This is a genomic window from Allosphingosinicella indica, assembly GCF_900177405.1.
Lineage (GTDB): Bacteria > Pseudomonadota > Alphaproteobacteria > Sphingomonadales > Sphingomonadaceae > Allosphingosinicella > Allosphingosinicella indica.
The window spans coordinates 1,135,953-1,153,442 of sequence record NZ_LT840185.1 but is presented as its reverse complement, the minus strand read 5'-3'; the positions used below and the strand labels follow the sequence as shown (position 1 = coordinate 1,153,442).

General features: G+C 68.9%; 16 protein-coding genes and 1 tRNA gene. 7 read left to right on the top strand and 10 right to left on the bottom strand.

What is annotated here, in order from left to right; all coding sequences use genetic code 11:
* Positions 1-7: 7 nt before the first annotated feature.
* Together phhA and B9N75_RS14195 are read right to left on the bottom strand one after the other, a co-directional pair.
* Complete coding sequence (gene phhA / locus B9N75_RS05675; RefSeq protein ID WP_085217918.1) at positions 8-892, bottom strand: phenylalanine 4-monooxygenase; 885 nt, start codon at positions 890-892, stop codon at positions 8-10.
* An 89-nt stretch (positions 893-981) separates the two neighbouring features.
* Positions 982-1,146 carry a hypothetical protein gene (locus tag B9N75_RS14195; protein WP_172840825.1) on the bottom strand — a complete coding sequence of 55 codons (165 nt, stop codon included), beginning with the start codon at positions 1,144-1,146 and terminating at the stop codon, positions 982-984.
* Positions 1,147-1,155: 9 nt separating this feature from the next.
* Between B9N75_RS14195 and B9N75_RS05670 the strand changes: the two genes are divergently transcribed.
* The gene (locus tag B9N75_RS05670) at positions 1,156-1,833 is read left to right on the top strand and encodes a TorF family putative porin (protein ID WP_172840824.1); all 678 of its coding nucleotides are present in this window, start codon (positions 1,156-1,158) and stop codon (positions 1,831-1,833) included.
* Here B9N75_RS05670 and B9N75_RS05665 read toward each other — a convergent pair.
* Positions 1,813-2,694 carry a DUF4349 domain-containing protein gene (locus B9N75_RS05665; protein WP_085217916.1) on the bottom strand — a complete coding sequence of 294 codons (882 nt, stop codon included), beginning with the start codon at positions 2,692-2,694 and terminating at the stop codon, positions 1,813-1,815. The genes B9N75_RS05670 and B9N75_RS05665 overlap by 21 nt on opposite strands.
* A 95-nt stretch (positions 2,695-2,789) precedes the next feature.
* Here B9N75_RS05665 and parC point away from each other — a divergent pair, with 95 nt between their 5' ends.
* Entirely contained in the window at positions 2,790-5,027 is a 2,238-nt protein-coding gene (gene parC, locus B9N75_RS05660) for a DNA topoisomerase IV subunit A (RefSeq protein WP_085217915.1), read from the top strand.
* 115 nt (positions 5,028-5,142) lie between these two features.
* Here parC and B9N75_RS05655 read toward each other — a convergent pair whose 3' ends face one another.
* The 4 genes from B9N75_RS05655 to ftsE are packed head-to-tail and all read right to left on the bottom strand — an operon-like array spanning position 5,143 to position 7,986.
* Complete coding sequence (locus B9N75_RS05655; RefSeq protein WP_085217914.1) at positions 5,143-5,862, bottom strand: lysophospholipid acyltransferase family protein; 720 nt, start codon at positions 5,860-5,862, stop codon at positions 5,143-5,145.
* Positions 5,862-6,386: a YdcF family protein gene (locus B9N75_RS05650; RefSeq protein WP_085217913.1), complete on the bottom strand. Its 525-nt coding sequence runs from the start codon at positions 6,384-6,386 to the stop codon at positions 5,862-5,864. The genes B9N75_RS05655 and B9N75_RS05650 overlap by 1 nt, the downstream gene beginning before the upstream one ends.
* The gene (locus tag B9N75_RS05645; RefSeq protein WP_085217912.1) at positions 6,383-7,273 is read right to left on the bottom strand and encodes a cell division protein FtsX; all 891 of its coding nucleotides are present in this window, start codon (positions 7,271-7,273) and stop codon (positions 6,383-6,385) included. The genes B9N75_RS05650 and B9N75_RS05645 overlap by 4 nt, the downstream gene beginning before the upstream one ends.
* The gene (gene ftsE / locus B9N75_RS05640; protein WP_085219427.1) at positions 7,270-7,986 is read right to left on the bottom strand and encodes a cell division ATP-binding protein FtsE; all 717 of its coding nucleotides are present in this window, start codon (positions 7,984-7,986) and stop codon (positions 7,270-7,272) included. Before ftsE ends, B9N75_RS05645 begins: the two co-directional genes overlap by 4 nt.
* Before the next feature lie 135 nt (positions 7,987-8,121).
* On the opposite strand from ftsE, the gene B9N75_RS05635 reads away from it, so the two are divergent.
* On the top strand, positions 8,122-8,865 hold the full coding sequence (locus B9N75_RS05635) for an MJ0042-type zinc finger domain-containing protein (protein ID WP_085217911.1): 744 nt from the start codon (positions 8,122-8,124) through the stop codon (positions 8,863-8,865).
* Here the strand turns inward: B9N75_RS05635 and B9N75_RS05630 are convergent.
* Positions 8,843-10,201, bottom strand: a complete 1,359-nt coding sequence (locus B9N75_RS05630) for an MATE family efflux transporter (RefSeq protein WP_085217910.1) — start codon at positions 10,199-10,201, stop codon at positions 8,843-8,845. The two genes, B9N75_RS05635 and B9N75_RS05630, sit on opposite strands and share 23 nt — an antisense overlap.
* Before the next feature lie 167 nt (positions 10,202-10,368).
* Here B9N75_RS05630 and B9N75_RS05625 point away from each other — a divergent pair, with 167 nt between their 5' ends.
* The 3 genes from B9N75_RS05625 to B9N75_RS05615 all read left to right on the top strand — a co-directional run bounded on the left by B9N75_RS05625 (position 10,369) and on the right by B9N75_RS05615 (position 13,165).
* Positions 10,369-11,469: a 6-phosphofructokinase gene (locus B9N75_RS05625; protein ID WP_085217909.1), complete on the top strand. Its 1,101-nt coding sequence runs from the start codon at positions 10,369-10,371 to the stop codon at positions 11,467-11,469.
* Positions 11,470-11,596: 127 nt separating this feature from the next.
* A tRNA-Leu gene (locus B9N75_RS05620) sits at positions 11,597-11,683 on the top strand.
* A gap of 141 nt (positions 11,684-11,824) precedes the next feature.
* Positions 11,825-13,165: an APC family permease gene (locus B9N75_RS05615; RefSeq protein ID WP_172840823.1), complete on the top strand. Its 1,341-nt coding sequence runs from the start codon at positions 11,825-11,827 to the stop codon at positions 13,163-13,165.
* On the opposite strand, the gene B9N75_RS05610 is transcribed toward B9N75_RS05615, so the two are convergent.
* Positions 13,101-14,273 carry an aromatic ring-hydroxylating oxygenase subunit alpha gene (locus tag B9N75_RS05610; protein WP_085217907.1) on the bottom strand — a complete coding sequence of 391 codons (1,173 nt, stop codon included), beginning with the start codon at positions 14,271-14,273 and terminating at the stop codon, positions 13,101-13,103. The genes B9N75_RS05615 and B9N75_RS05610 overlap by 65 nt on opposite strands.
* 127 nt (positions 14,274-14,400) lie before the next feature.
* Here B9N75_RS05610 and B9N75_RS05605 point away from each other — a divergent pair, with 127 nt between their 5' ends.
* Positions 14,401-16,629 carry a transglycosylase domain-containing protein gene (locus B9N75_RS05605; protein WP_085217906.1) on the top strand — a complete coding sequence of 743 codons (2,229 nt, stop codon included), beginning with the start codon at positions 14,401-14,403 and terminating at the stop codon, positions 16,627-16,629.
* Between the two features lie 112 nt (positions 16,630-16,741).
* Here the strand turns inward: B9N75_RS05605 and B9N75_RS05600 are convergent, their stop codons facing one another.
* Positions 16,742-17,425, bottom strand: a complete 684-nt coding sequence (locus B9N75_RS05600; protein WP_244552449.1) for a hypothetical protein — start codon at positions 17,423-17,425, stop codon at positions 16,742-16,744.
* Positions 17,426-17,490 lie beyond the last annotated feature (65 nt).

Sequence of the window (17,490 nt, the reverse complement as noted above, 5' to 3'; positions counted from 1 at the left end):
CGCCTGTCTATCGCCCGCCGTCCTCCGCGCCAATCGGCTCTCCGGTCGCCGGATCGAGATCGGGCAGATCGGCGAGCGCGGCGTAGAGCTCGGGGAGTTCGGCGCGCGATACCTGATCGATCAGCGCGGCGACGTGGGGAATCGTGAAATAGCCCTGCTGGAAGGCGTCGCTGCGATAAGCGGTGCGGAGCACGGTCTCGAGATCGAAAGCGGTGCGGCGCGGGCGCGGATCGTCGAGCGCGTAGCGGCTTTCGCCGAAGCTCGAGACGATGCCGGCGCCGTAGATCGCACGCCGCCCCGCCTCTTCCGCGAGCCCGAACTCGACCGTGTACCAGTAGAGCCGCCCGAGCCGGTGGAGCGCGCCGGCCTGCATCGCCGCCAGCCCCAGCTCGCCGAGCAATTGCATGAAGTCCGCCATCTCCGGGAGCGCGAGCAGCGGAACATGGCCGAACACGTCATGGAAGACATCCGGTTCCTCGAGATAATCGAGCTGATCGCGGCGGCGGATGAAATTGCCCGCGGGAAAGCGGCGGTGACGGAGGTGCTCGAAGAAGATGTCGTCGGGAACGAGGCCGGGGACCGCGACGACGGTCCAGCCGGTGCGCGCCTGCAGCCGCGCGTTGAGCTCGCCGAACTCGGGGATGCCCGGCCGCGACAGGCGGAGCATCTCCAGCCCCTCGCCGAACGCCGCGACCGCGCGGCCGTCGAGCGCCGTCTGCTGGCGCGCGAAGAGCAGATCCCAAACGGCATGATCCTCCGCGCCGAAGTCCGCCCAGCGCTGCGGCACCGTCCAGTCGGTGGCCGCGCCCGGCGGCGGGCGGCTCGGATCGCGCGCGGCGCCGTGCCGCTCGGCCACCGGCGTGGCCACGAAATCGGTAACATCCTTGAACATCGAGAGAGCCTTTCCTGCACGCAAAGAAAAACCCCGCCGGAGCGCCGGGCGGGGTGGGTTCGAGATCGCAGTCTTGTGAGATGAATGCGCTAGAACGGTCCCGCCCGGGCGGTGCCGTAATAATAAGCGCGCGCGGCCATCACGCCGGAAACGGCGATGGCGGATTCGACGGAGTTGTCGCGCTGCAACATGTCGCCAAGGTGCGTGCCTGCGGCCGCGCTGTCAAGGTTGCGCCGCGCCGCGGCACGCGACATGAGGCGGCGATGCGTATCTTAATCCTCGCCGCCACCGCCGCTGTCCTGCTCCCCGTCATGCCTGCGTACGCGGCCGACGTCAGCGCCGAGGCGAAGATTGTCAGCGACTATCGCTTTCGCGGGATCAGCCGATCGGACGGCGACCCGTCGGTGCAGGGCTCGCTCACCATCGGCGCGTCGAGCGGCTTCTACGCCGGCGCGTTCGGCGCCAGCCTCAGCGACGATCCGCGCTACGGCAATGCCGAGATCGACGTCTATGCCGGTTACGCCACCGACATCGCATCGGGCACGCGGATCGACGCGGGCGTCAATTATTACGCCTTCCCCGACTCCCCCGCGCTCGCCGGGCCGACCGATTATGTCGAGACCTATGCGCGGCTTAGCCACCAGCTCGGCCCGGTGCGCGCCACCGCGGGCGCGGCCTGGGCGCCGAGCCAGGATGCGATCGGCGGCGAGGACAGCCTCTATCTTTCCGCCGCGCTCGACGCCGGCATCCCGCTCACCCCGTGGAGCCTCAAAGGCCATGTCGGCCGCGCGCGCGGCGCGCTGGACTATACCGACTGGTCGCTGGGCGTGGACTATGCGCTCGGTCCGATCCGCCTCGGCGCCGCTTATGTCGACACCAGCGCCGGCACGGTCCCCCGCGCCGACGCTACCGTCGTCTTCTCACTCGGCGTCGGCTTCTGACACGGCGCGCGGCCGTCGCCGCCGGTAGAGCCGCACCGCGACCAGAATGAGGGCGAGAGCGGCCGCCCAGGGCGCGAGCGCGGCAACCACGATCAGGATCATCGCCAGGCTCTTGCCGCTGAGCGAGGCCACTTCGCCCCATGCTTCGCGCACCGGCGTCGCGAAGCCACCGGCCAGCGGGGCGCCCGACTGATAGGCGATATCCATCGTCGACAGCGCAACGCGGCCGCGCATTTCGGCGAGCCAGGCGCGCGCCTGCTCCAGCTCTTCCTGCGCGGCATTGACGGCGCGCTCGGCTTCGACCGCCTGCTGGATGTTGCCGCTCCGCGTCGCCAGCAAGGCAGTGAGCCGATCGACCAACGCCTGCTTGATGCGGATGCGCGCCTCGGTATCGACCATCTGCTTGGACAGATCCTCGGCGGTGATCGCGCGGGCCACGGTTTCGCCGCCAGCGCCGTCGGCCGCAGCCGCGAGGCGATCGCCGAACAGCCGCGCCGCGTCGGCGGCGACCAGCAGCTTGAGCGAGCCCTGAGTGTGTTCGCCTTCGCCCGCCGCTCTTTGCAGATCGGCGACGCGGCAGCGCATTGGGCCGAGCGCATCGCACATCGCGAGATGCCGGTCCTGAAGCGCCGCGACCCGGTCGGGCGCGAGCCGGAAGGCGAAGCGATAGGCATAGGCGATGCGCGGCATCTGCACCGCGACGGCATCGGCGGCCGGCGCGCCGGGCGGTTCCTGCTGAGCCTCAGAAGGGGGTGCCTGCTGTTCCGGCAGCGCGTCGGATTGTTCGACGACACCGGCTTCATCCGCGTGCGAGCAAGCGGCGGCCGCGAACAGAACGGCCAGGACAAGGACGTGCTTCATGCATGCTCTCCTCGTTTTAGCATTAGTCTATTCATTCAGTAGACAAAGGCAAGCGGACTCTCGCATCCGTGCCGTCGCTTCGCTATCGAAGCGTCATGTCCGATGACCCTTTCGATCAGATCGTCGATGCGCCGTTCGACGATGCGCTGTCCGAACGCTATCTCGTATATGCGCTGTCGACGATCACCGCGCGCTCGCTGCCGGATCTGCGCGACGGGCTGAAACCGGTGCACCGGCGGCTGCTGTGGGCGATGCGGCTGCTGCGGCTCGATCCCAGCGCCGGATACAAGAAATGCGCGCGCGTCGTCGGCGACGTGATCGGCAAATATCACCCGCACGGCGATCAGTCGGTCTATGACGCGATGGTCCGCCTCGCGCAGACCTTTGCGCTCCGCTACCCGCTGGTCGACGGGCAGGGCAATTTCGGCAATATCGACGGCGATAATGCCGCCGCCTACCGCTACACCGAGGCGCGGCTGACGCCGGTGGCGATCGAGCTGATGGCAGGGCTCGACGACGGCACGGTCGATTTCCGCCCGACCTATAACGGCGAGGACGAAGAGCCCGAGGTGATGCCGGGGCTGTTCCCCAACCTGCTCGCCAATGGCGCGAGCGGGATCGCGGTCGGCATGGCGACCAGCATCCCGCCGCACAATGCCGCTGAAGTGATCGACGCCGCGATCCACCTGATCGACAATCCGCGCGCCGAAGATGCGGCGCTGATGGATTTTGTCGCCGGCCCCGATTTCCCGACCGGCGGCGTGCTGGTCGACGCGCCCGACATGATCGCCCACGCTTACGCCACCGGGCGCGGCGCTTTCCGCGTGCGCGCGGTAATCGAGAAGGTGATCGAGAAGGGCGGCGGCTGGCACCTGGTGGTGAGCGAGATCCCCTATCAGGTCGCCAAGGGGAAGCTCATCGAGCAGATCGCGACGCTGATCGCCGAGAAGAAGCTGCCGATCCTGGCCGACATCCGCGACGAGAGCGACGAGGCGGTGCGCATCGTGCTCGAGCCGCGCAGCCGCACGGTCGATCCGCAGGTGCTGATGGACGGCCTCTACCGGCTGTCGGACCTGGAAGTGCGCATCCCGCTTAACCTCAACGTGCTCGACGCAACGCGCACGCCGCGGGTGATGAGCCTGAAGCAGGTGCTGCTCGGCTGGATCGAGCATCAGATCGAAGTGCTGGTCCGCCGCGCAACGCACCGCATCGCCAAAATCACAGACCGGATGGAGCTGCTCGACGGCTATCTCGTCGCCTTCCTCAACCTCGACCGGGTGATCGCGATCATCCGCACCGAGGACGAACCCAAGCCGGTGATGATCGCCGAGTTCGGCCTCACCGACCGGCAGGCCGAGGCGATCCTTAACATGCGGCTGCGCTCGCTCCGCCGGCTGGAGGAGATGCAGATCCGCGGCGAGCGCGACGCGCTGGAGAAGGAGCGCGGCGAACTCGAGAAGCTGGTCGAATCCCCGGCGCGGCAGCGCACCCGGCTGAAGAAGGATTTGGCGGCGCTCCGCGAACGCTACGGGCCCGACACGCCGCTCGGGCGGCGGCGGACGCGGATCGAGGAAGCGGCGCCGGCGCGCGAGATACCGCTGGAAGCAATGATCGAGCGCGAGCCGATCACCGTGATCCTCTCGCAGCGCGGCTGGATCCGGGCGATGCGCGGCCATGTCGATCTCGCCGCCGCCGACACGCTGAAGTTCAAGGAAGGCGACGGCCCCGCCTTCGCTTTCCACGCGCAGACCACCGACAAATTGCTGCTGGCGACCGAGAGCGGGCGCTTCCACACGCTCGGCGCCGACAAGCTGCCCGGCGGACGCGGCTTCGGCGAGCCGGCGGGTCTGATGGTCGATCTCGACGGGCAGGGCGGCATCGTCGCGCTACTGCCCGCGCAGAACGTCAAGCTGCTGCTCGCTGCATCGGACGGGCGCGGCTTCGTGACCTCGGCGGCGGGCGCGGTGGCGGAAACGCGCAAGGGCAAGCAGGTGGTAAATTTGAAGCCCGGCGCGAAGCTGAAGGTGGTGCGTCCGATCGACGCAGCGGACGATTATGTCGCGGTGGTCGGCGAGAACCGGAAGCTCGTCGTCTACCCGGTCGCCGAGCTGCCCGAAATGGGCCGCGGCCAGGGCGTGACCTTGCAGCGCTATCGCGATGGCGGCCTCTCCGACGCCACAACCTTCCCGATCGCCGAAGGGCTGAGCTGGCCGATGGGCGGTGAGAGCGGGCGGATGCGCGCCGAGCCCGACATGTCCGCCTGGCGCACCGCGCGCGGCGCCGCGGGGCGGATGCCCCCTGTCGGCTTCCCGCGCGACAACCGGTTCAATTGATTCGCTCTTCCCCGGACTCGCTCATCCTGAGGAGCCGTTGAGCGCAGTCGAAACGGCGTCTCGAAGGACGTAGCACGGTCCTTCGAGACAGGCCTTCGCCAAGCTCAGTCCTTCCTCAGGATGAGCGGGGGTGGTGGTTGGTCGCGGCGCTGACCTCCAGCACGTTGATCGCGGCGTGGACGCGCGCCTCCATCTCCTTGCGCGGCAGGCCGGGCGGGACGGGATCGGCGAAGCGGAAGGTGATGAGGCCGGGGCGCTTCAGGAAGCTGCGGCGCGGCCATAGCCGGCCGCTGTCGAGCGCGACCGGCACCACGGGCAGTCCGAGCGCGCGGTATAGGCCGGCGAAACCCGGTTGCAGCGGCGGCGTCTCGCCCGGCATGACGCGCGTGCCTTCCGGAAAGATCGCGATCGGCCGCCCCGCGGCGATGGCGCGATTGGCTTCCTTCAGCATCGAGCGAAGCGTCTTGGCGCCGCCTTCGCGATCGACCGAAATCGCGCCATAGGTGCGCGCCACCCAGCCCCAGCCGGGGATGTCGGTGAGCTGCTTCTTCATCACCAGCACAGGCTCGTCGAGCAGCAGCAGCATCTCGATCGTCTCGAACATCGACTGGTGCTTGGCGGCGACCAGCATCGCGCCCCTGGGCCGCGGCCCTTCGACGCGCACGCGGATGCCCAACAGCACGACGGCGCACCAGTGATGCCAGCGCGCCCAGCCGTGGACCACCGCGGTCAGCGCCTTGCGGCCGATCGCCGCGCCCGGGAACGATAGCAGCACCGCGACCACCGTGCCGGGATAGAAGAACAGAGCGAACAGCAGCGAGCGCAGCAGGGGCATCAGATGCCGACGATCACCGCGGCGCGGCGGAGGAGATATTTGTTATATTCGGCGAAGAGCAGCCGGAAGTTCGGCTTGCTGCGCACCGCGTCCTGCACGACCTCGACCCCCTCGGCGCGGCGCGACAGTTCGAACGCCGCGCGCGGCATGTGCCAGTCGGTCGTCACCAGCCGCACCGATTTGTACTTGTTGCGGCGCAGCCAATTGTAGGTCTCGTCGGCGTTGGAGCGCGTGTCGACGCTCTCGCGCCCCAGATCGATGCAGCAGTCGAACAGCCGCGCATTGCCGTAGCGATCGGCGAGCTCGACCGGGCGGACGGTGCGGTTGACGCCGGAGACCAGCATTTTTTCCGCCTTGCCCTGTCGCAACAGCTCCAAACCGCGCTCGATCCGCCCCGCGGCGCCGGTCAACACCACGATCGCATCGGTGCGCGCGCCGTCCGCCGGCTGCGGCAGCAGCACCACGAACAGCGCGAAGCCGAGCGCGTAGAGCAATAGCAGAAAGGACAGGAAACGGCTGATCACAACAGCCGCCCCAATGCCTTGAGGATGGTCACGCGCGCAACCAGAACCGCGAGCAGCACGCCGGCGAAGGGCAGGACGAGGAGCAGCAGCCAGGAGAGGATCGGCAACCCCGCCGATCCGAGCAGGTCCGAGCCCAGCGCCCCGAGCCGCCGGCCGATCACCGCCAGCACCAGCGCCGCCGCGACGAAGCCGGTGACGCCGCCGAACAAGGCATCGAGCGCGATGCGGCGCTGGAAGAGCCGCGCGACCTGCACGTCGGTTGCGCCCATCAGGTGGAGCACCTCGATCGTCGACCGGTGCGTGTCGAGCGCGGCGCGCGCGGCAAGGACGACGGTGGCGGCGAGCGCGCCGACCATCAGCAGCACCAGCGCCGCGGCCAGAAGCTGGAGCGCGTCGATCAGCTTGGCGAGCGGCGCCAGCCACTGCGCATTGTCGTCCACCCGCGCGTCCGGCGCTGCGGCGCGCACCGCATCGCGCACCGAATTGCCGGTGGTGCCGGGCCCCAGCTCGACGTCGATCAGCGCGGGGATGGGAATGTCCTGGCCGATCCCGCCCGGGCCGAGCCACGGTTCGAGCAGCGCGGCCATCTGCTGGTCCGACACGCGGGTCGCGGCCAGCACGCCGGGCGTCTGCCGGAGCGCAGCGAGCGCGGCGGCCGACTGCCGCTCGCGCGCATCGGGGTTTGCCTCGACGATCTGGACGGTGAGGCGGTTGCCGATGTCGGCGTCGAGGCCCGTCGCCGCGCTGCCGAGCCCCAGCCCGGCGGCGGCGGCGAGCACCGTCAGGAACATCATGATCGCGATCACCCAGGGCATCGGCCCCGACAGGCGGCCCTCGGGCAGTAGCCGCCGGTCCGCGGCGCCGAACTTGCGCACGCCGCCCTTCATTCCTCCGGCCCCTTGGGCGGATGGCGCAGCGCCCCGGTCGGATCGGCAAGCTGGCCGCGATCGAGCCGCAGCATCTCGGCGCGGGGAATGCGGGTGAGCAGATGCACATCGTGGGTCGCCACCACCACCGTGGTGCCGAGCTTGTTGAGCGCATCGAACAGGTGGATCAGCCGCTTCGCCATGTCGGGATCGACGTTGCCGGTCGGCTCGTCGGCGATCAGCAGTTCGGGCCGGGCGATCACCGCGCGGGCGATGGCGACGCGCTGCTGCTCGCCGCCCGACAGCGTCGCCGGGCGCGCGCTGGCACGATGGCCGAGGCCGACCCAGCTCAGCATCTCGGTCACCGGCGTCGCCAGATCGCCCTCCTCCACCCCTGCGACACGCAGCGGCAGCGCGATATTGTCGAACGCGGAGAGATGGCGGACGAGGCGGAAATCCTGGAAGACGACGCCGATTCGCCGGCGGAAGCCGGGCAGGCGATCGCGCGGCATCGTCACGATATCCTCACTGAACAGGCGGATCAGCCCGCGGCTCGGCCGCTGCGCCATGTAGAGAAGCTTCAGGAGCGAGGTCTTGCCCGCGCCCGATGGGCCGGTGAGGAAATAGAAGCCGCCTTCGCGCAGCGCGAAGGTCAGGTCCGACAGCGTCTCCGCCCCCGTCCCGTACCGCAGCCCGACATTCTCGAACTGGACGATGCTGCGCGTCGCGCTCAGTCCCGCCTCCTCTTGCCCCGCGCGATCATTCGCACGGCGCGCTAGCCGCCGTAAAGCGCGGGCTTCTCTTGCAACAGGCCGCGTTCGGGTGTTTAGATTCGCTCGCGTCCGAGCAAGGGGGTTGAGAGCCGCGCGATGATCCTGTCCTGTCCCGTTTGCGACACGCGATACGTCGTCCCGGACAGCGCGATCGGCGCCAACGGCCGGCAGGTGCGCTGCGCCAATTGCAAGAATAGCTGGTTCCAGGGACCCCCGCCCGCGCCGAAGAGCGTGATGCCGGAAGAGCGCGCCGAGCCGCCGGCAGCGGTTGCCGAGGATGCGGCGCCTATCGCGGCAGCCCCGCCGCCCGAACATGCCGTTCCGCAGCCCTTCCAGTCCACGCCGACCCCATTTCCGGAGCCCGAGGCCGCGGACGAGCCGATCGATTATGACGCCTATGCGCAAGAGCCGCCGTTCAGCGGCCGGCGCAACCCGGCGCGGCTGTGGACGATCATCGCGATCATCGCGGCGGTGCTGATGCTGGGCGCGGTCGCGGCGATCTGGGCGTTCGGCCTGCCGATCCAGAATGTGACGAAGGCGGAAGCGGCGACGCCGCTGGAAATCAAGGTCAACGGCCAGCCCGAGCGGCGCCAGCTCGAAAGCGGCAATGAACTGCTCGCGGTCTCCGGCCGGATCGTCAACCCGACCGAACAGACCCAGCGCGTGCCGCAGATCCGCGCCGAACTCCGCGACGTGCAGGGCCGCGTCGTCTACGGCTGGTTCATCTCCGCGCCGGTGCCGGAGCTGGCGCCGGGGCAGAGCACGGTGTTCAATAGCGCCGAGGTGGACGTGCCGCGCGGCGCCAAGCGGCTCAACCTCAGCTTCGGCCAATTCTCCTGACGACCAGCACCAGCCGCGCGAACTGGAGCAAAGCGGCCAGCACCATCCCGGCGCCCGCGGCATAGACCAGCCCGGCGGGGCCATAGCCTTCGCGCACCAGCCACCAGCCGAGCCCTCCGGTGACGACGAAGAAGGCGAAGATCGAATTGACGCCCGCCCACACCTGCTCGCCGAGCGAGCGGAGCGCATAGCCCATCACATATTGCAGACCGTCGAACAGCATGAACGGCGCAATCAGCGCGAGCATGACGGCGGCGAGGCTTGTCACCGCGCGATCGTCGGAGAAAGGCGCGGTGAGGGGGACGGCGAACAGCCAGAAGGTTGCGGACAGCGCGCCGAGCATGAGCAGCGCGAGCCCCGCGGCGATCATCGTGCGCGGCCATGCTTCCTCCGGTTCGCCGGCGCCGACCGCGTTGCCGACGCGCACCCCGGCCGCCGATCCGAAGCCGATCGCCAAGGTGAAGACGATGTTGTGGAGCGAGAACATCGCCTGGAACGCGCCCGCCGCGACGATGCCGAGCTGGGTGGAGAGCGCCATCAGCCAGGAAAAGCCCGCAAGCTCCAGCCCCGCTGCGATGCCGGGGACGACGCCGAAGCCCGCCAGCCGCGGCAGCCAGGCGAAGGCGCGGCGCAAGGCGGCGGCGGAGAGGTCGTGGACGCCGCGCTCGGCGGCGCGCGGCAACAGCCAGCACAGGACGAGCATCGCGATGCCGCCGCCGACCGACACGCTCGCCGTCGCCAGCGCCGCGCCGACCGCGCCGAGCGCGGGAAAGCCGAGATGCCCGCCGACCAGCGCCCAGGCGAGCACAGCGTTGACGGGGAGCATCGCGAGATTGACCGCCATCACGCGCCGCGGACGGCTGATCCCTTCGAGGAAATAGGAGGCGGCGGCGAGAACGAACTGGCCGAGATAGCCGAACGATATGGCGCGGACGACCGCGGCACCCGGCCCCTGGAGATCGGCTGACACGCCGACCAGCATCAGCAACGGCTCGGCGAAGAGCATCAGGATCACGAAGGCGCCGAAGCCGAGCGTCAGCCCGAGCGCAGCGCCGGCGCGGAGCAGATCGCCGGTCTCCGCAAGCCGCCCGCCGCCGTCGGCGCGCGAGACGTGGACGAGCACGCCGGAGAGCCCGGCAAGCCCCATGACGATGGTGATGAAGGTCAGCGTCCGCGACGCTGCCAGCGCGCCAAGCTCCGCCGTACTCATGTGCCCGACGATCGCGACGTCGATCAGATGCATCAGCGTCCAGTTGAGCCCGGTCAGCATGATCGGCCACGCCAGCCGCAGGATGCGCCCCGCCTCTTCCACGATGTCCCGGCGGTTGTAGCGCATGGACGCGGCCGATAGACGGGTTGAAGGACGAGCGCCATATGAAGCCCCTCCCCTTGATGGGGAGGGGTTTGGGGTGGGGTGGCGTCTCCGGAGAAGCCGCGGACGGCATCGAGTCCACCCCCACCCAACCCTCCCCCATCAAGGGGGAGGGCCATTAAGGAGCCGCAATGCGTATCGGAATCCTCACCGGCGGCGGCGATGTGCCGGGGCTCAACCCGTGCATCCGCTCGATCACGCTCACCGCCGACGATCTCGGCTGGGAGGTGACCGGCTTCCGCCGCGGCTGGCAGGGTTTCCTCGAGATCGACCCCGACGATTCCGCGAGCATCGCCAACGGCAGCCTGCCGCTGACCCGTGAGGGCGTGCGCGGCATCGACCGGATGGGCGGCACCATCCTCCACACATCGCGCACCGATCCGCGCACGGTGGAGGGCGGCGACCGCACGGGGCAGGTGCTGAAGGTGCTCGACGCGCTCGGCATCGACGCGATGGTGACGCTGGGCGGCGACGGCACCTTGCGCTTCTCCGCGCATCTCGCGGCGCAGGGCGTGCCGGTGATTTCGGTGCCCAAGACGATGGACAATGACGTTTTCGGCACCGACTATTGCATCGGCTTCTCGACTGCGGTGAGCCGCTCGGTCGAGGCGATCAACGCGCTGCGCACCACCATCGAAAGCCACGAGCGGATCGGCGTGATCGAGCTGTTCGGGCGGCGGAGCGGCGAGACGGCGCTGCTCGCCGGCTTCCTCGCGCAGGTCGATCGCACCATCATCGCCGAAGCGCCCGCGGACCTCGACGTGCTGCTGCCGCTGCTTGCCGAGGACAAGGCCTCGAACCCGGCGAATTATGCGGTGTGCGTCATCTCCGAAGGCGCCTCGATCGCGGGGCGCAAGGAGGATGATGCCGATCTCTCGCGCTCCGCCACGCAGCGCGACGACCGCGGCATCGGCCAGCAGCTCGGCCGCGAAATCGAGGAACGGCTCGGCAGCGGCACCGTCATCCAGGAGCTCGCCTATCTGATGCGCGCGGGCGAGCCCGATGCGATGGACCGGATGGTCGGCTTCGCGTTCGGCGGCCTCGCCGTCCAACTCCTCCAGCGCGGCGAGAAGGCGCGGATGGTAACGCTGAGCGACGGCAATTACGCGCACGTGCCGATCGACACCCTGCTGCACGGCACCAAATCGGTGGACGTCACCGGCCTCTACGACCGCTCCACCTATCGCGCGAAGCTGATGCGCGTCGAAGGCATGCCGATGTTTCTCTATTAAACGACGCGGCCGCCGGAAATCCGCGGGCAGCGGCGACTTCCGAAACCACCATTGCGCGCCCCCCAACCCTTTGCTAGAGGCGCGGGCCTTGCCAGGGCCTCGCGCATGCGGGGCCGTTTCATGATGTGCGGTCGTGGCGGAACTGGTAGACGCGCAACGTTGAGGTCGTTGTGGCCGAAAGGCCGTGGAAGTTCGAGTCTTCTCGACCGCACCACTTATCCTGAAACCTGGTGATGAACCCCGGCGAAAGCCGGGGTCCGGCCGCCGCCTGATGCACGACGTGGCGCCTCCCAATTCAGCCTTTGCCTTCGCCGATCGACAGGTTCATGTTCGCCCTCCAGGCGGGGGCAGGGCCATGACGAACGCAGTTCCGGAGCGACAGCTCGGTTTCGCGATGTGCGTGGCGCTGGTCGTCGGCGGGATGATCGGATCGGGCGTGTTCCTGCTCCCGGTGAGCCTCGCGCCGCTCGGCTGGAACTCCTTTTACGGCTGGCTGGTGACGATCGTCGGCACGCTCTGCCTGGTCGCCGTGCTGATGCGCCTCGGCAAAGGGCGGGCGGGGGACTGCGCGCCTTATTCCTATCCCGCTGCCGCCTTTGGCGCCGGCACCGGCTTCGTCGTCGCGTGGAGCTACTGGATATCCTGCTGGGTCACCAACGCGACACTTGCCATCGCTGCGGTCAGCAATCTCGCCGCGGTCTGGCCCGCGCTCGCCGCACCGGGCGTGCCGGCGGCGGTGGCCGTCGCGCTGGTCTGGCTGTTCACGCTGATCAACTGCCGCGGCGTCCGCACCGCGGGCGGCGTGCAGATCGTGACGCTGCTGCTGAAGGTCGTGCCGCTGGTCGGCGTCATCCTGGTCGCCGTCTGGCTCTTCGGCAGCGGGACGGCGGCGCCCGTCGCGCATAACTCCGTGCCGGTCACCGGCGCTGCGATCGGTGGCGCTGCGACGCTCACGCTTTTCGCCATGCTCGGGTTCGAGAGCGCGATGGTGGCGGGCGACCGCGCCAAGGACCCGGAACGTACGGTGCCGCGCGCCGTGCTGACCGGGGTGCTGATCACGGGCATACTTTACCTGCTCGCGGGCTCGGCGGTGACGCTGATGCTGCCCCCGGAAACGGTGGTGACCTCCACCTCCCCGTTCGCGACCTTCTTTGGGACGCTCGTCGATCCCGCGCTCGGCCCGTTAGTGGCGATCTTCGTTGCGATTGCTGCGCTCGGCGCGCTCAACGGGTTCATCCTGCTGCAGGCCGAAATGCCGTTCACGCTGGCGCGGCACGGGCTGCTGCCGGACTGGACGGCGAAGCTCAACCGGCGCGGGGCGCCGCACCGCATCCATATCGTCTCGAGCACTCTCGCCAGCATCGTGGTGCTCGCCAATTACTCGCGCGATCTCGCCGGGCTGTTCCAGTTCATGCTGCTGGTGACGACCTCGGTGACGCTGATCTTCTATCTCGCCTGCGTGCTCGCCTGGCTGAAGCTCGCGCGGTTCGGCAGGATTGCCGCGCCGCCGGCCATGATCGCCGTCGCGTTGGCGGCGCTCGCTTATGCACTGTGGGCGTTCCACGGCGCCGGAATCGAGGCGAGCCTGTGGAGTCTGGCGATGACCGGGGCAGCGCTGCCCGTCTATCTCGTCATGCGCCGCGCGCGCCGCTCCAGCCCGGCGGCGGCGGATGGTGGAGACGCGCTTCCGGGATGAGGCGGCGGAGCTTCGCCGTGAAACTCCTCAGCGATACCTCGCTCCGCCCCAGCGGCCCCGGCACATAAGCGGGCGATTCCATGCCGCGCTGGACGCGGCGGATAAGCTCGGTGTCTTCGGCATTGACGCGGCGGTTGATCCGCCAGTTGAGGTAGCGCGAAGCCTTCATCTCCCGCCGGTCGTCGGGGATCGCATAGGCGATCTCGCGGATCATCGTAACCGTCGGCGAGACCGGCAGGAACTGCATGAAATCGACCTGATCGGGATAGATGTCGAACGCGACGTTGGGCCAGAGCTTGTAATAGAGCCAGCGCGTCTGCGCCTCCGCCGGCAGATGCGGCACCGGCGGCAGATAACGCTGATAGGCGCGCTCCGAGACGTTGGCGGACTGCCGGTCGATGAGCTCGCCCGACATGCGATCGACATGCGCCTCCGCCTCGACCGCATAGCTCTTGCCGAACAGGCGGGTGAGGCCGGGATGCGCAACCGGGATGTGCAGACCATCCGAATAATTGTCGGCGACATTCTTCCAATTGACGTCGCGTGGGCGGATCGTGACGCGGCCGATCGCGCGCAGATCCTCGAAGCGATAGGGCGCGATCTCCGCTTCATACGGCGCCATCATCGCCGCGACCGAGGGGCCGCCGCCCTCCAGCCGCACGAAGAGGAAGCCGCGCCACGCCTCCATCTCGACCGGGAGCAGCCCGAGCGCGCTCTTGTCGAGCGCCGGATAATCGTCTGCGGAAGGGACGCCGGTCAGACGCCCGTCCGCGGCATAGCTCCACGCATGATAGGGGCAGACGAGCCGTTTGGCGCAGCCGTCGGTGCCGTCGAGCAGCCGCGATCCGCGGTGGCGGCAGATGTTGTGGAAGGCGCGGACCGCACCGTCCTGGCCGCGGATGACGATCACGCTCTCGCCGAGATAGTCGATTGTCCGCCAATCGCCCGTTGCCGGTATCTCGCTTTCATGGCAGACGATCTGCCACGAGGGGCGGAGGACGCGCGCCATCTCTACCCGGAAATATTCGGCATCGTGATAGAGCCAGCCGGGAAGGCTCCAGTCGGCATCGGGATCGGCTTCGGGGGCGTTGCGGAGCAAGGTGGCCATGCCCGCGATTGTGCGGCAAATCGCCGGGCGCGGCCAGAGCGAAGTCGTGCCGCACGACTTGCCCGCGGGCCGGGCTGCGCGCGATTTGCTTGTGAGGCCCCGCGTCACCCCTTATCGCTGACGCGCGATGGCCAGTAATGCTTCCCCTTCCAAATTGCGCCGCACGCTGTCGATCATGCTCAAGACCGCCATCTACGGCGGGCTCGTCGGGCTGATCGCGCTGATCGTCGCGGTGCTCGTCGCGATGAACTCGCTTCCATCCTACGGCGAACTCCGGAAGCGCGACGATCTCGGCCAGATGATCCGGGTGCGCGCCGCCGACGGGACGGTCATGCTGGCGCTGGGGCCGAGCTTCGGCGAATGGCTGCCCTATGCGCAGATCCCAGAGGTGATGCGCGACGCGATGATCGCGGTGGAGGACCGCCGCTTCCTCTCGCACCCCGGCGTCGATCCGCTCGGCATCGTGCGCGCCGCCAAGGTCCGCGTAGAGCGCGGCCATTGGGCGCAGGGCGGATCGACGATCACCCAGCAGCTCGCCCGCAACATCTTCCTCACCAACAGCCGCACCTTCGGCCGCAAGATCCGCGAGGCGATCCTGGCGCTGGCGATCGAGCGGCGCTTCTCGAAGGAGCAGATCCTCGAGCTCTACCTCAACCGCGTCTATTTCGGCGGCGGCGCCTATGGCATCGATGCCGCGGCGCGGCGCTTCTATGGGCATAGCGCCAAGGAGCTGAGCCTCTCCGAAGCGGCGATCATCGCCGGGCTGGTCAAGGCGCCCTCCAACTATTCACCGACCGCCGATGCGGAAGCCGCCAAGGGCCGCGCCGGCGTCGTCATCCGCGCCATGGTCGAGAATGGCGACGTGACGCCGGTCGAGGCCGCGTCCGCCGCGCCCGCCGACGTCAAGTTCGTCCCCACCCCGCGGCAGAACAGCGTCCGCTATTTCACCGATTGGGTGCTGCCGCAGCTTGACACGCTGATCGACGAGACCACCGCGCCGATCGAGGTGTGGACCACGCTCGATCTGGAAATGCAGCGCGCCGCCGATCGCGCGATCAACGCCAATACGCCGTCGGGCGCACAAGGCGCGCTCGTGGCGCTGGACCGTGACGGATCGGTCCGCGCGATGGTCGGTGGGCGGGACTATGTCTCGTCGCTCTACAACCGCGCGACGCAGGCGGTGCGGCAGCCGGGATCGGCGTTCAAATTGTTCGTCTATCTCGCCGCGCTCGAAGCCGGCCATACGCCGTCGGACACGGTGGTCGACGGCCCGGTAACGATCGGCGGCTGGAGTCCGCGCAATTCCAGCCGCAGCTTCTCCGGCCCAATCAGCCTCCGCGAAGCCTTTTCGCGGTCGGTCAACACGGTATCGGCGAAGCTCGGCCAGGAAGTCGGCTTCCGCAACGTCGCCGACATGGCGCAGCGGATGGGGATCACCACGCCGGTCAACACGACGCCGTCGATGGTGCTCGGCACATCGGAGGCGCGGCTGCTCGACATGACGCGCGCCTTCGCCTCGGTCTCGCGCAAGGGCGTCGCAGTGGTGCCCTATGGCATCCGTCGCGTGACGACCGGCGAGGGGCAGCTGCTCTACCAGCATGAATCGGACGATTCGCGCGTGCTGCTGACGCCATGGGTGGCGGCGCAGATGACCGACCTGCTCCAGTCCGCGGTGCTCACCGGCACCGGGCGCGCCGCGCAGATCGGCCGGCCGGTGGCGGGCAAGACCGGCACCACCAGCTCCAACAAGGACGGCTGGTTCGTCGGCTTCTCGAGCGGGATCACCACCGGCGTGTGGATGGGCCGCGACGATGCCAAGGCGATTCCCGGGCTGCAGGGCGGCCGCGCGCCCGCCGCCGCGTTCCGCGATTTCATGTCCACCGCGGTCGCCAAGCGGCCGGTGGAAGCGTTCGACATCGAGGTCACCCTGCCCGACTGGCAGACCGAGCCCGACGAGGAAGCCTGGTACGGCGAGCCAGACAATTTCATGATGGTCGATCCCGACGGCAACCCGATCGGCGGCGGCCCCGATTATGGCCCGCCTTTCCCGGAGGACGGCAGCCTGCCCCCCGGCGCTCCGCCCGAGACGCTGCCGCCTGGCCGCGACGGACGCCTGTCGCCGCCGATCCTCGATTCGCGCGATCCGCGCGATCCGCGCGACTTCCCTCGTGACAGCCGCGACCCGCGCGTACAGAACCGGCGCGAGGGCGACCGGCTCGATCAGGAATGGCTCGACCGCGCGATCGGTCGCAACCGCCCGCCACCGCCGGCACCGCCGCCACAGCAGGGCCGACAGCGCAACGACGTGCCGCCGCAGGACCAGCGCCGCCCGGCCGAGCAGCCTCAGGACTTCTAGGCTGGGCCTGTCATCCCGGCGAAAAGCCGGGATCTCATTCCTTCAAAGACGCAAGAAAAGGGATTCCGGCTTTCGCCGGAATGACGGTCGGTGCTGGGAGAAGCGCGTCCGCTTAGAAGCGGAAGGCGGTGCCGACGTAGAGCGCCTGGCTGTCGCGGCGATCGTCGGTGAGCGGCTGCAGGCGATCGCGATCGATCTGGTAGCGGACGCCGCCGGTGACATCGATGTTGCGCGCGATCGAATAGGTGCCGCCGACGTCGAGCGAATAGCTGCTGTCGACCGGGTTGAGGCGCGGCAGCACGTCGTTGGCGCGCTCGGCACCCACCGCCACGCGGCCGGTGAAGTTGCGCGTCGGGCTGTAGCTGACGCCAACTTCCGCCGATTCGCGGCCCGGCAGCACGCCGCCGTCAAACTTGGAGACGTCGCCCGAAAGCGCGAAACGCTTCCAGCCGACCGAGACGCCCAAGCTGTAGGCGGTGGGCGTGATCGCGGTGATTGCGGCCGCGCCATCGGCCGAGCGCGTCGTGTCGCCCGGCGTGATCGAACGCGCGCGGACCGCGACGGTGACCGGCTTGTTGCTCTTGTCCGCCGAGACCGACGGGGTGAAGCGGAAGCTGCCGGCGGAAAGCCCGCGGCGCGCGAATTCGGCAGCGAGGCGCGGATCGGCGACGGCAGGCGTGAAACCGTTGGCGGCGGAGCGTAACGACAGCGCGGGGCGCTTGGCGGACTCCTTGGCGCCGGACTGCACGACGGTTGCGGCGATGGCAGGCGTCAGCACGAGCGCGAGCAAGGCCAAGCTTGCGCCCCCCAACAGACCTGACATTCCCCGTTTCTTCGTCACCGCTTATGCGACTCCTGGAT